12 protein-coding genes and 1 tRNA gene are annotated in these 12,690 nt (G+C 56.2%); 5 read left to right on the forward strand and 8 right to left on the reverse strand.

All coding sequences use genetic code 11. The annotated features are described in order from the left end of the window. Positions 1-3 precede the first annotated feature (3 nt). Positions 4-438: a hypothetical protein gene (locus ACR0J2_RS02715; RefSeq protein WP_480440310.1), complete on the forward strand. Its 435-nt coding sequence runs from the start codon at positions 4-6 to the stop codon at positions 436-438. Between the two features lie 345 nt (positions 439-783). Here ACR0J2_RS02715 and ACR0J2_RS02720 read toward each other — a convergent pair. The 6 genes from ACR0J2_RS02720 to ACR0J2_RS02745 form a co-directional block, all read right to left on the reverse strand. Continuing rightward, positions 784-857, reverse strand: a tRNA-Gly gene (locus ACR0J2_RS02720). A 49-nt stretch (positions 858-906) separates the two neighbouring features. Continuing rightward, a complete protein-coding gene (locus ACR0J2_RS02725) occupies positions 907-1,782 on the reverse strand; it encodes a polyphosphate kinase 2 family protein (protein ID WP_480811594.1) in 876 nt (291 codons plus the stop codon). A gap of 78 nt (positions 1,783-1,860) precedes the next feature. Then, positions 1,861-2,922, reverse strand: a complete 1,062-nt coding sequence (locus tag ACR0J2_RS02730; RefSeq protein WP_170614975.1) for a methyltetrahydrofolate cobalamin methyltransferase — start codon at positions 2,920-2,922, stop codon at positions 1,861-1,863. 9 nt (positions 2,923-2,931) lie between these two features. Further along, positions 2,932-3,858: a methylenetetrahydrofolate reductase gene (locus tag ACR0J2_RS02735; protein WP_480811595.1), complete on the reverse strand. Its 927-nt coding sequence runs from the start codon at positions 3,856-3,858 to the stop codon at positions 2,932-2,934. Positions 3,859-3,885: 27 nt separating this feature from the next. Continuing rightward, positions 3,886-4,182, reverse strand: coding sequence for a virulence factor (locus ACR0J2_RS02740; protein ID WP_321252861.1), 297 nt, complete (start codon positions 4,180-4,182; stop codon positions 3,886-3,888). Between the two features lie 250 nt (positions 4,183-4,432). Beyond that, entirely contained in the window at positions 4,433-6,319 is a 1,887-nt protein-coding gene (locus tag ACR0J2_RS02745; RefSeq protein WP_480811596.1) for a PhoX family protein, read from the reverse strand. 180 nt (positions 6,320-6,499) lie between these two features. On the opposite strand from ACR0J2_RS02745, the gene ACR0J2_RS02750 reads away from it, so the two are divergent. After that, complete coding sequence (locus ACR0J2_RS02750) at positions 6,500-7,612, forward strand: Ppx/GppA phosphatase family protein (protein WP_170614971.1); 1,113 nt, start codon at positions 6,500-6,502, stop codon at positions 7,610-7,612. Then, the gene (locus tag ACR0J2_RS02755) at positions 7,612-8,328 is read left to right on the forward strand and encodes an RlmE family RNA methyltransferase (protein ID WP_170614970.1); all 717 of its coding nucleotides are present in this window, start codon (positions 7,612-7,614) and stop codon (positions 8,326-8,328) included. Before ACR0J2_RS02750 ends, ACR0J2_RS02755 begins: the two co-directional genes overlap by 1 nt. A gap of 2 nt (positions 8,329-8,330) precedes the next feature. Here the strand turns inward: ACR0J2_RS02755 and ACR0J2_RS02760 are convergent, their stop codons facing one another. Both ACR0J2_RS02760 and ACR0J2_RS02765 read right to left on the reverse strand, forming a co-directional pair. Further along, positions 8,331-8,519: a hypothetical protein gene (locus ACR0J2_RS02760; protein ID WP_170614969.1), complete on the reverse strand. Its 189-nt coding sequence runs from the start codon at positions 8,517-8,519 to the stop codon at positions 8,331-8,333. 169 nt (positions 8,520-8,688) lie between these two features. Further along, complete coding sequence (locus ACR0J2_RS02765; RefSeq protein ID WP_170614968.1) at positions 8,689-9,552, reverse strand: YihY/virulence factor BrkB family protein; 864 nt, start codon at positions 9,550-9,552, stop codon at positions 8,689-8,691. A 159-nt stretch (positions 9,553-9,711) separates the two neighbouring features. Here ACR0J2_RS02765 and ACR0J2_RS02770 point away from each other — a divergent pair, with 159 nt between their 5' ends. Both ACR0J2_RS02770 and ACR0J2_RS02775 read left to right on the forward strand, forming a co-directional pair. Next, the gene (locus ACR0J2_RS02770; RefSeq protein WP_170614967.1) at positions 9,712-10,791 is read left to right on the forward strand and encodes an AI-2E family transporter; all 1,080 of its coding nucleotides are present in this window, start codon (positions 9,712-9,714) and stop codon (positions 10,789-10,791) included. 236 nt (positions 10,792-11,027) lie between these two features. Continuing rightward, entirely contained in the window at positions 11,028-12,629 is a 1,602-nt protein-coding gene (locus ACR0J2_RS02775) for an arylsulfatase (RefSeq protein WP_321252850.1), read from the forward strand. Positions 12,630-12,690: the final 61 nt, after the last annotated feature.

The raw sequence follows: 12,690 nt of genomic DNA on the forward strand, positions 1-12,690 counted from the left end.
AAAATGGCTGAAAACAACTGGTACAAGATTGTCAACACCTTCACGCCGGAACAACCGGCTAATTTGGATGACGTTATCCTTCGAGATCAAGCTACGCGGCAATTTGGAAAAGTTCTGTTCCCCGATATGGACTTACTTCCGTCAACCGCACTTTGGGAACGCGAAGTTGAGGACCACACATATATTGGCGTCAGGATCGTTGAGCCTTCGAAGTCTCCATATACTGTTGCAAGATTACTCGCCGCCGCAGCAATCGAAAGAAATGTGGTTCCGATCATTCTGAGCCGAGTAGATTATTGTGGCCTCGAACAGTTTGGTTTTCGAATTGAACGCATCCCTGACGAGGAAACAGCGGCACGGTCAGCTGAGGCAGAGGTCGGGAAATTCTGGAACTTTGCTATTGTTATCGACGGTCACGACGTTGCCAGATTGAGTTAGGCAGTGTTGAAAACATGCCGATGTTCCTGATCTGAACATCTGGTGCAGAAATTCAAAGGGCTTCCGAGACTACCTCCAAAACAGGATCGTCAGGCTGGTTCAAAGCCCCAAAGATTGGTGTCACTGTGCCTATTTGACGACCAGGTTTATTGCGGCACTCGATCAATCGGGCCAAAAGAGGTAGCTGGTTGAAGACCACAGGTCAGCGGCGCAGACACCGTCAAATTGAAGAACCAGAGAATCTGATCGAAGATAACGCTGCATAATCTGCGTTTATCAAAACTCAAAATTTGCGCAGTGAAGGCGCACTTTATCAAAATTTTATAGACGCTTATAGTATTTTCTTGGAGCGGGTAACGGGAATCGAACCCGTAACAAGAGCTTGGGAAGCTCGTGTGATACCTTTTCACCATACCCGCCTCTTTGGCTGGCATAGCATCGTCGCCGGATCGGGATCAAGCAGGATCGTTACTCGGTGCGGGCACGCAGGCTTTCAATCAGCGATTGATCTACGTCTAATGCCTTGCCCGCCGCGTCCAGTGTTTGCCGGTCAAGGTGTTGCGGGTTCAGATCAACATCTTCTGCAAACGCCTTAACAATGACGTTCATAGCATTGATTCTTGCGTATTTCTTGTTGTTCGCGGGGATCACATGCCACGGCGCTTTCAGCGTCGAGGTTTTGGCCAACATTTCATTCACGGCGACCTCGGTTATCTCCCATTTCTCACGATTACGGAAATCTTCGTAGGTCAGTTTCCAGCGTTTCAGCGGGTTTGTCAGCCGTTGGGTGAAACGTTGCATCTGCTCATCCTCTGAAATGTGAAAGAACAGCTTCACAATCCGGGTCCCGTCATCCACCAACATGCGTTCGAAATCGTTGATCTCCTGATATGCTTCGCGCCAGCGTTTTTCAGGTGTAAGCTCCTCGATCCGTTCGACCAGGACCCTGCCATACCAGCTTCGATCAAATGCGGAAATTGCGCCCGAAGGTGGCAGACGTTCCCAAAACCGAAGCAGGTAGTGCCGGTTGAGATAGTAGTTTCGGGGCGCTCCGATCGGCCAGACCTTGAAACTGCGCGGGTCCAGCGCCTGACTGATCCGACGAATGGTTCCGCCCTTCCCTGCGGCGTCCCAGCCTTCGAACACAATCACGCCTTTCAGGTCGTGGAACAAAAAAGCCTGCTGTATCTTTGCAAGCTGCGCCTGAAGCCCCTCAAGCCGCTCGAAATACTCCTTTTTGGTCAGTCTCTTGCTGAGGTCCGCATCGGACAGTTTTGGTGGAATATGTTTGGTCATGAAATCACCTGATCGCAGCGTTCCGATCACGATATTGTGCGGCAGCATGGAAAAACAGCATTGATCAATATCAAAAAGAAAAGGCCGGGTGGAGAACCCGGCCTTTTGAAAAAAGTCGAAAACGGTTCAGGCGCGGCGACGACGGCCACCACCGCGACGGCCACCTGCAGCACCGGCTGCACCGGCTTCTTCCGGGTCTTTGTTGAACCGGATCCACTCTCCGCCATGCGCGTCATTGTTGGTCAGCAGGTTGGCAGCACGAATGGCCTCCATTTCCTTACCGGCGCGTGGCTTGGTCGAGCCCAGACCGAACATCTGAACAAAGGCCTCATCATCCATGCCCTCAGGCAGGATGATTCCAGCCGCCGTGACCTGCTCTTTCTTCTCGGCGATCTTCTTCTGCGTCACCGGCAGCGCGACCGGGTTCATGATCGCCGAAGTCATGCCAGCGCCCATTGCCATCGGCAGGAACGCGTTGTTGATACCGTGGCGGTTCGGCAGACCGAACGAGATATTGGACGCACCGCAAGTGGTGTTCACGCCCAGTTCCTCGCGCAGGCGACGGACCAGAGCGAACACCTGCTGACCAGCAGTTGCCATCGCGCCGATGGGCATGACCAGCGGGTCGACGACGATGTCATGCGCAGGGATGCCGAAATCGGCGGCGCGCTCAACAATCTTCTTGGCCACTTCGAAACGGACATCGGGGTCTTCCGAGATGCCGGTGTCATCATTCGAGATCGCAACAACCGGAACGTTGTATTTCTTGACCAGCGGCAGAACCAGTTCCAGACGCTCTTCTTCGCCAGTGACCGAGTTCAGCAGCGGGCGGCCCTGAGCTGCCTCAAGACCGGCTTCCAAGGCTCCGGGAACCGACGAGTCGATGCACAGCGGCACTTCGACCAGACCCTGCACCAGTTCGACGATCTTGCGCATCAGCGGCGGCTCGGTCTCGTTCGGGTTGGGGTTCGAGTTGTAGACAACGCCTGCGTTGATATCCAGAACGGTCGCGCCTGCAGCAACCTGAGCGATGGCGTCCTTCTCAACGGTCGAGAAGTCGCCTGCTTCCAGTTCAGCGGCCAGCTTCTTGCGGCCGGTCGGGTTGATCCGCTCACCGATCACACAAAACGGTTCATCAAAGCCCAGAACGGCGGTTTTTGTTTTTGATTCTACGACTGTACGGGTCATGTCCGTTCCTTAGGAGTTTACAGGCTGTGCCGAAGCGCCGCCGTTGTCGATTGCCCAGTTGGCGTTGGTCTTGATACCACCAAGCGGGAAGAAATGTACGTTGGTGATGTTGAAGTCAGGGTTGGCGGCCTTGTGGTTGGCCAGCTCGGTCACAACATCGGTCGGCTCATAGGGCAGCAGCAGTTTGGAGACATCCATGGCACGCTTCTGCAGAACCTTCAGAGACGGGCCGACACCACAGGCAATCGCGAATTTGATCAGCGTCTGCAACTTGGCTGGTCCAGCGATACCAATGTGGATCGGCAGATCAATGCCCGCCGCTTTCAGACCGTCCGCCCATGCGATGATCGGCTTGGCGTCAAAAGCGAATTGGGTCGCCAGCGCCATCTCCGCGTCGGTGGTTTCACTGAACTTCTGTTTCCAGCGCAGTGCGTCGTCGACATTCTTGGTCGAACCGTCCGGGTCAATGTCCTTGTTGCCCTCGGGGTGGCCGGCAACGTGCAGACGTTTGAAGCCCGCCTTGTCGAACAGGCCAGTTTCCAGCAGCTGCATCGAGCTGTCAAAATCGCCATGCGGCTTGGCAACACCACCGGCCAGCATCAGCGCCTGATCGACCCCTGCTTCGCCCTGGTACATCGAAATCCAGTTCTCTAGCGTCGCGGCATCCTTGATGATACGCGCCGGGAAGTGCGGCATGACCGGATAGCCTTCGGCGGCAATGCGCTTGGCGGTCTTGACCATGTCCTCGATCGGAGTGCCCTCGATATGGGCGATGTAGACGCGGGTGCCTTCGGGCAGCAACGCGCGGAAATCCTCGACCTTCTCGGCGGTGCGGGGCATCACCTCGATCGAATAACCTTGCAGAAAGGCTTCGACGGTCGGATTCACCGGGGCCTTCTCGGCCACATCACGTTTCTTGAAATTCAGCAAAGCCATTGAGGCCTCCCTTTATTAAAACCGGGCCTATGCCCAACCGTCGTTGGCGATCAGGGCCTTGATGCGGTCCTGATCGTATTCCGTTTCAAGGCGCACGGCCTGGGCTTCCGCGATTTCTGCCGGATCACCCTCGACCTCGAACGGGTCGGCCTTGCGCCATTCGGCCAGGTAGGCATCACTGTCCTTGGCATTTACCTTCATCGCAGCCCGGTCAATGGCTTGCTCGAACCGCTCCTCCAACTGCCGCTTGGCGCCACGCCGGCCTTTGCCAACGATGACCTGAGCGGGGATGTCGCGCCAAAAAACGATTGTGACGTCAGGCATCGCCTTTGATTCCTCCTTACCAGATGGACCGGTTCTAAACTTCAATATGGGCTCGGGTCGGTCGGTTTTCGACACACAACGCTTTTCAAGCGACCTTTTCGGCCCACAACGGGATACCGCGGGTTCTAACCCGTTTCGCTGCTCTGCGGGCACCTCAAAATTCTCAAGTTCTCGATGAAAACGGCACATAAACAGAAATTCCCCGGACCACACCTGCCGTCCGGGGAATGATTCAACTCAGACGCGGGGCTTAACCGACCAGGCCACCGTCCTCGCGCGTGATGGCGATGATCGCCGAACGCGGCACCGAGTCACCGCCTTCGGGCCAGTGGCTGTTTCCATCCTCACCCGGGTGCTGAATGCCGACAAACATGGTTCGGCGATCCGGTGACCAGCTCAGACCGGTGACCTCGCATTCATTGGGGCCAACCAGAAAGCGGCGGATCTCACCTGTCACCGGATCCCCGGCCAGCATCTGGTTGTTGCCATGGCCGGCAAAGTCACCGTCGTTGCCGTAATTGCCGTCAGTCTGGATCCAAAGCAGGCCATTGCTGTCAAACTTGAGGCCATCGGGCGAGTTGAACATGTTGTCGGCGTTCACGTTGCCGGATCCGGCATAAGCGTCACTGTGCACCGTGGGGTTGCCCGCCAGAACATACAGATCCCAGCCAAATCCAGCGGCGGTGTGGTCCCCGCCATCCGGACGCCAGCGAACGATCTGACCATAGTTGTTTTTGTCCCGCGGGTTCGGGCCATTGGCGGATGTGTCGTCGCCCCCTGCATTCGGTTTGACACCTCGGTTCTTGTTGTTGGTCAGGCAGCAGTAAACCTCGGGCGCATTCGGGTTCGAGGCGACCCATTCCGGGCGGTCCATCGTGGTTGCGCCCACCGCAGAGGCACCCAGGCGCGTGTGAATACTGACCTCGGCCTGTGAAGCCAGCCCGGTGGTCTCGGGCGTCAACTCCAGCCACTCGCCGGTACCGTCATCGTTGAACTTAGCGACCGAAAGCGTCCCGTTTTCAAGCAGCGCATTGGTATCTACTCCAGCCGCATAGACGCCGTCGGATACAAAGCGATACAGAAACTCGCCACGTTCGTCATCACCCATGTAAACTACGATGCGACCATCGTTGTTGACCACGGTGTCCGCGTTTTCGTGTTTGAAACGGCCCAGGGCGGTCAGCTTACGAGGGGTCGAGTTGGGATCTCTCGGATCGATTTCGACGACATAACCTGCGCGGTTTGGTTCGTTAGGGTTCTTTGCGACATCGAACCGGTCGTCGATTTTTGCCCAACCGTAACCCCAATCTTTGGCGGACACGCCGTAACGCTTAAGCTCGGCACTGGTTTCGTGGTTTTCATCTTCGGCCGAGAAATAGCCGTTGAAGTTCTCTTCACAGGCCAGATAGGTGCCCCACGGTGTCATCCCGTTGCCGCAATTGTTCCATGTCCCTTTGCAAGCTGTGCCCGATGGATCGGCTTCGGTTTTCATTAGGTCATGACCAGCGGCGGGCCCGGTGATCGTCATGTCGGTCTGCGGAGTGACGCGGCGGTTATACGGGCTGTCCTTGACAATGCCCCACTTGCCGTCGGTGTTGGCAATCTCAACAACGGTGACACCATGTGCCATCATGCCTTTGGCCACGTCATCGTCAGATGCCGGCTTGGCGTCAAGGTTGTTGCCCCAAATGATATCGCGATTGGTGTATTCATTGTTCACCACCAACAGCACGTGTCCATCATGGAAGAATACATCCTGTCCGTCGGTGTTGTCGCCGAAGGCGCGTTCCTGACTTGCACCAGTGCCGCGCGTGGCGTGATCAAACTCGGGCGCATCCGACCACAGCGGATCGCCCCAGCGCACCATGACCTCTGCCTTGTAACCGGCGGGCACAACGACATCGTCCGCTGTGGATACAGGGATCGCGTCGAACGAGAAACGGTTGGCAGCGGCCCGCGCGCCTGTCGGCAGAATCGAGCCCCCGACCGCAGCAAAGCTGCCCATCGCCAGAACACTTCCCATAAACCCACGGCGCGACAGGGCGCGTTCGACGACGCGGTCAAAATCACATTCCTCAGGGCGTGGGTTTATGAGTTCATCATACTCGTCAAAAGAAAGGGTGCGCTCGTCTTTCATGGCAGACTCCGTATCTGGCTGTAAGCTTGTAAAGAACCCCGAACAGGGTTCTGACAAGACAGGTTGCACTTCAGTGTGAACGATGCGTGACATTCACCTTAAATTGAGTTTTGAAATCACTTGCACGACGGCGATGTGCCGCCTAGGGTCAGGTTAACTCGAAAATCGGAGGGCGTGAAGATGGCGCCCAAGCGTCCCAAAGGTGCGGGCGCGTTCCCGAAAGCGGTCGAAAGCCCCGCGCCGGCAAAACCCGATCCGGATGCACTATATGCGGCACTGGATCTGGGAACGAATAGCTGCCGCATGCTGATAGCCCAGCCCAAGGGCAGCGGGTTTCATGTGGTAGACAGTTTCTCCAAGTCCGTGCAACTGGGTGCGGGACTTGAACGCACCGGACGTCTGTCTCGGGCGTCGATGGCGCGTACTGTTCAGGCGCTCAGGATTTGTCAGCAGAAACTCAAACGAAACCGCGTCAAGCGAATGCGCCTGATCGCGACCGAGGCCTGTAGGCGCGCCAAGAACTCGCGCGAGTTTATCCGCCAGGTCAAGCGCGAAACCGGCTTGACGCTGGAAATCATACAACCCGAGGAAGAAGCCCGTCTGGCAGTCATCTCCTGCGCTCCGTTGGTGTCGACCAAGACCGAGCAACTGCTTGTTGTAGACATCGGTGGCGGTTCGACCGAGCTGGTGTGGATCGATATCTCATCCGTGCCGCGCCGGGATCGCCCTGCTGCAATCATGCGTCTTCACAACGGCTTTCACGCGGCTGAAAGCCCCTTTCCCGCTGCCAAGGTGGTGGATTGGATCAGCGTTCCGCTGGGCGTCGCCACTTTGCGCGATCAGTTTCACGATGTCGAAGACGACTCGGCCCGCTTTGCCCTGATGAGTTGGTTTTTCGAAGAAAACCTTGCCGACTTCGCGCCCTACAAGGACGAACAGGCGCGGGAAGGATTCCAGATCGTAGGCACAAGCGGCACGGTTACAACTGTTGCGGCCTCGCACCTTGGACTGAAACGGTATGACCGGACGAAGGTAGACGGTCTGCGCATGACCAGCGATCAGATTGACAAAGTCATACGTGGGTATCTAGAACTCGGCCCTCAGGGTCGGCGCCGGGATCCGCGCATCGGCGATGACCGGCAGGCCCTGATCATGTCCGGCTCGGCCATTTTGCAGGCTTTGTTACGATGCTGGCCCACCGACCGTCTTTCCGTGGCGGACCGGGGGCTGCGCGAAGGTCTGCTATATGCACAGATGAGCGCGGACGGCGTATTGGAAGACGGACCGTTCTGATGGCGAAGACACCGACTGGCAAAAATACCTCGGGTCGCGGACAGCGCGACCTGAAGGTCAAGGTCAAGACTGCACGCGGGCGCAAGCTCAGCTCGACCCGCTGGCTCGAGCGGCAGTTGAACGACCCTTATGTAAAGCGCGCCCAGGCCGAAGGCTATCGTGGGCGTGCCGCATTCAAGATATTGGAGTTGGACGAGAAATTCCGCTTTCTGGTTCCGGGTGCCCGTGTCGTGGATCTGGGCTGCGCGCCCGGCGGCTGGCTGCAGGTCGCGGTCAAACGGGTCAACGCGCTGGGCGAGAAAAGCGGCAAGCGGATCGGTACTGTTCTGGGTGTCGATTTGCAGGAGGTTGAACCGGTCGCCGGTGCGACAGCTCATGTGCTGGATTTCATGGAGGACGACGCTGACCAGAAGGTCAAAGACTGGCTGGGCGGCAAGGCCGACGTGGTAATGTCAGACATGGCCGCTGCGTCCTCGGGCCACAAGCAGACCGACCATTTGCGGATCATGGCGTTGTGCGAAACGGCCGCCTATTTCGCCTTTGACGTTCTCGAGGAAGGCGGCACCTTTGTCGCCAAGGTTCTGGCCGGCGGCGCCGAGGGCGATCTGCAAAAGCTGCTGAAACAGAAATTCGAGAAGGTGGCTAATGTCAAACCACCTGCATCGCGGTCGGACAGTTCAGAAAAATTCGTTGTCGCAACTGGATTTAGGGGCTGAACTTAATCGTCCAGCAGTATCCGGTTTCCGCTTAGGCGTTGTTCGCGGAAGGACGCGGTGGCCATCCCCTGAATAAGCAGAGCTTCGCCGTGATTGATGTAAACGGGCGGTCTGGCCTGTAGTTCTGCAATCCGCTGATCGATTGTGACGCGGCGTGTGCGCTTTGGTTCGGGCGCTGGTTGTTCTGGCATGGCTGACCTCATGAAGAATGCCGGGATTTGTACCCTGCCCTGAGATTGCCAGCGGAATTTGCCATCAACATGGCGCAATACAGGCGCTGACATGCCGAACAAAGCGGCATTTCACGCCAAATACCTCCTATATGCGAGCAAACGGGTCGCCGGCAGCGCCCTACTTTTTTTAATCTTTCGCTTGGGACTCGTTTTCAAGATCCATCAATGCACCATTGAATTCCGCTCCCAGGATCAACATGGCGGCGCACAGGTACAGGAAAATCAGGGCCGCCATTGCCCCAGCCAGACCAGCATAGGTCGCGCTGTAAGTCGCGAATTTGCCGATATAGATGGAGAAAGCCCATCCGCCTGCGGCCCACAACGAAAGGGTCAGAAATGCGCCCGGCAGAATCTGGGTCAACCGATGCCGACGTGTGGGCAACACCAAGTGTGCGATAATTACCAAGCCCGCAGGCACGGCAACTGTAAAAATCCAGCCCAGCCTGTCCACGGACAACCACCCTGATACATCAACGGCCGTGTTTTCCGTCACCAGCCTTGTGTAAAAGGGAAGCACAACTTCTACCATTGCGATGATCAGAACGGAGGCACCGCCGAGGATGACGAGGCCGATACACAAAAGCCGGGTCTTCCAGAACGGCCAGCTGTCACTGTCATGATAGGCTTGGTTCATAGCGGCGCGCACAGCGGCCACCCCGTTTGACGCAAAATAGATGGCGAGCAAACCGCCCAGCGTTATGACGCCCGAGCCGGCGTTGTCCAGCACCGCGCGCAGTTCGGCAACGATCGGTTTGGCCACATCTTCAGGCCACGCTCCGAAAATCAGGTCGATCAGATCGTCAGTGACGTAGCCCTGCGACAACGAACCAGCCAACGCGACGGTGAAAAGGACAAAGGGAAACAAGGCCATCATCAAGGACATGGCGACATGGCTGCTCATCACAAAACCATTCTTGTCGACGAACCGCCGGATTGCCAACCACAGGGCACGAAGCGGACGATCAAACGAGGGAATCATGAACGCGTGCATATCGCGAGTCTAACCCGCATAAGTCTTGCAAAGAACCCGCGTGCAGGCCTGTGTTGCCGAATAGACGCGTATAAATGCCTGAGCGCATTGCATAAACCCGCCGCGCTGTGCAGAATCGAAACGTGACCCTTAACAAATGCACCAGAAACTGTTCGTTCCATGGATCTGAAAGCCCAAGAATCGAGTGACCGCCCCATGCTCAGGCTGTCGGTTCTGCGAGACATTGTGATTGTCATCACTCTGATCGTGGTTGGCCTATATGCCGGTTCCGCATTCCTGATTCCGCTGACCATGGCGTTGCTGATAAACGTTCTGATCATTGCCCTCAGCGACCGGGTGATAGCCGTTACCCGCGCACCGGTCTGGCTGGCCAACATTGCCGGTGTGACCGTGGTTTTGGCAGGTCTGTTCATGATCATGTACATTGTGGGCAGCCAAGCCACGCAGTTCGCCCGTTCTGTCACCACATACGAAAGTCAGTTCGACGGCGCGGTCGAGCGTGTCACAGGGTTGGTCGGCAACGATGTCACGAAATTCATACGGGACAATCTGGTCAGCCTGGACATGACTTATGTGGCCCGGATTCTGCTGGGCAGCGCCACCTCTCTGCTCAATCACTTCTTTCTCATCAGCCTATACGTCGCCTTTCTGATGGCCGAACGACTTGCTTTTCGCAAAAAGATCCAACTGGCCGCAGGCAACCCGTTGGCCGGGGCCGAGTTCGCCGCAATTCTGGACGCAATTACCGACAGTCTTCAACGCTATGTCGGTGTCAAAACCTTTATCAGCCTGATTACCGCCGGCATCAGTTATGCGGTGTTCCGGCTTCTTGGCCTTGAATACGCTGAAACCTGGGCTGTTTTGACATTTGCGCTGAATTTCATTCCCTCGATCGGATCCATCATCGCCGTTGTCTTCCCGGCCATGATTGCACTGGTTCAGTATGAAACCATCGGCCCGTTTCTGATCATCGTTTTTGGCTGCGGCACCATCCAGTTTCTGATTGGCAACTTCCTGGACCCTGCCCTGCTGGGAAGATCGCTTAATATGTCCACGTTTCTGGTCATACTGGCCCTGACCTTCTGGACAACTGTTTGGGGCCTGATCGGAGCATTCCTGAGTGTACCGCTGACCGTCTGCATTTTGATCGTTTTCAGCCATATTCCCGCATTGCGACCGGTTGCAATTCTGATGTCACTGGACGGGCAATTGGGTGAAGATGGGTCCGACGAAAAGTAGTTAACTTGGTCCGGTCACCCCTCCGCTAAGTTTAACCTGAAATTAGTATATTTTAATCTTCCTATGTGATAGTTCTGCCTTCGCAGGTACAGTTATTCAATCATTTCCCGAGGCTCTCTCAGAAAAAGAATTCAATACGAGAATCAGCGCCTTACAAATGATGTTTCAGCAATTTTCCGGCTGAGACCTCAATTTCGAAACGACCGGGTTCCGACCCGCCATTTCAGGAGCGTAAGATGTCATCAGAAGAACTCAGACCAACCCCACTATTACGTAGGCTAGCTGCGGCCACATTTGCCGCGTGCCTTGCAATTCCGGCATGGGCACAGAATGAAAAGCCCAATATCCTTGTGATATGGGGTGACGATATCGGTCAATCCAATATCTCGGCCTATACGATGGGTTTGATGGGTTACAGGACACCCAATATCGACCGCGTTGCCAATGAGGGTATGATTTTTACCGACTACTACGGTGAACAGTCCTGCACCGCAGGCCGGTCATCTTACATTATGGGTCAATCGGTTTTTCGCACCGGCCTGTCCAAGGTTGGCCTGCCTGGCGCAAAAGAAGGGATGCAGGTCGAAGACCCGACAATTGCGGGTTTGCTGAAGGACCACGGGTACGTCACCGGCCAGTTCGGCAAGAACCACCTTGGCGACCGGGATGAGCACCTTCCCACAAACCACGGTTTTGATAAGTTTTTTGGGAATCTCTATCACCTGAACGCCGAGGAAGAGCCCGAACATGAAGACTATCCCGGAGACGCGGTTTTGCCCGACGGGCGCACCTTCCGCGAGGCTTATGGCCCGCGCGGTGTTATCCGCTCGACCGCAGGAGGTCCGATTGAAGACACTGGTCCGCTGACGAAAAAGCGCATGGAAACGGTGGATGAGGAAACGCTCGAGGCTGCCATAGAGTTCATTCGCAAGGCCAATCAGGATGGAACACCCTTCTATGTCTGGTGGAACGGCACCCGCATGCATTTCCGCACCCATGTAAAAGAGGAAATGCGCAATCAGGCAAATGAGATCATGGGCGGCGTGGCCGATGAATATACAGCCGGCATGATCGAACATGACATCCAGGTCGGTCAGTTGCTGGACCTGCTGGACGAACTCGGCATCGCCGACAATACAATCGTCCACTATTCCACCGACAATGGCCCGCATTACAACACCTGGCCTGATGCGGCGTCGACCCCGTTCTGGGGCGAAAAGAACACCAACTGGGAAGGCGGATGGCGCGTACCATCAATGGTGCGCTGGCCCGGCAAGATCGAGCCGGGTTCTGTGACCAATGAGATCGTGCACCACATGGACTGGCTGCCGACATACCTTGCTGTCGCCGGTGATCCGGAGATCAAGGAAAAGCTGATGGCCGGCTATTCCTCGCCCGCGATGGGTCGCGATTACAAGGTGCATCTGGATGGCTACAATATTCTTCCGCTGTTGACAGGTGAAACCGCTGAAAGTCCGCGCCGGGAGGTGTTCTATTTCACCGATGACGGCGACCTTTCGGCTTTGCGGTTCGATGACTGGAAGCTGATCTTTCTCGAGCAGAAAGCATGGGCAACCCTGCGCGCCTGGATGGAACCCTTCACCCCGCTGCGCGTCCCGATCATCGTGAATCTGCGCCGCGATCCGTACGAGCGTGGCTATCGCACGTCCAACACATATTACGACTGGATGATCGACCGGGTCTATTTCCTAGTGCCTGCCCAGCAATATGTCGGGCAATTCCTGAGCACGTTCCAGGAATTCCCGCCGCGGCAGAAAGCTGCCAGCTTCAGCCTGGATCAGGTGATGGATAAACTGTCAACGCCAACCAGCAACTAAAACTGCAAACAACTCGGGGCCGCCTGCAAGGGTGGCCCCGGTCATTTTGAACGGAGTGTTG

This window comes from Ruegeria sp. CG4, from assembly GCF_056537185.1.

Excerpts from the sequence above, each read along its gene's own strand:
- ACR0J2_RS02760 (WP_170614969.1), bottom strand. The coding sequence starts at position 8,519 with ATGCCAGAACAACCAGCGCCCGAACCAAAGCGCACACGCCGCGTCACA.
- ACR0J2_RS02715 (WP_480440310.1), top strand. The coding sequence starts at position 4 with ATGGCTGAAAACAACTGGTACAAGATTGTCAACACCTTCACGCCGGAA.
- ACR0J2_RS02775 (WP_321252850.1), top strand. The coding sequence starts at position 11,028 with ATGTCATCAGAAGAACTCAGACCAACCCCACTATTACGTAGGCTAGCT.
- ACR0J2_RS02730 (WP_170614975.1), bottom strand. The coding sequence starts at position 2,922 with ATGACCCGTACAGTCGTAGAATCAAAAACAAAAACCGCCGTTCTGGGC.
- ACR0J2_RS02765 (WP_170614968.1), bottom strand. The coding sequence starts at position 9,552 with ATGCACGCGTTCATGATTCCCTCGTTTGATCGTCCGCTTCGTGCCCTG.
- ACR0J2_RS02750 (WP_170614971.1), top strand. The coding sequence starts at position 6,500 with ATGGCGCCCAAGCGTCCCAAAGGTGCGGGCGCGTTCCCGAAAGCGGTC.
- ACR0J2_RS02770 (WP_170614967.1), top strand. The coding sequence starts at position 9,712 with ATGGATCTGAAAGCCCAAGAATCGAGTGACCGCCCCATGCTCAGGCTG.
- ACR0J2_RS02725 (WP_480811594.1), bottom strand. The coding sequence starts at position 1,782 with ATGCTGCCGCACAATATCGTGATCGGAACGCTGCGATCAGGTGATTTC.
- ACR0J2_RS02735 (WP_480811595.1), bottom strand. The coding sequence starts at position 3,858 with ATGGCTTTGCTGAATTTCAAGAAACGTGATGTGGCCGAGAAGGCCCCG.
- ACR0J2_RS02755 (WP_170614970.1), top strand. The coding sequence starts at position 7,612 with ATGGCGAAGACACCGACTGGCAAAAATACCTCGGGTCGCGGACAGCGC.
- ACR0J2_RS02740 (WP_321252861.1), bottom strand. The coding sequence starts at position 4,182 with ATGCCTGACGTCACAATCGTTTTTTGGCGCGACATCCCCGCTCAGGTC.
- ACR0J2_RS02745 (WP_480811596.1), bottom strand. The coding sequence starts at position 6,319 with ATGAAAGACGAGCGCACCCTTTCTTTTGACGAGTATGATGAACTCATA.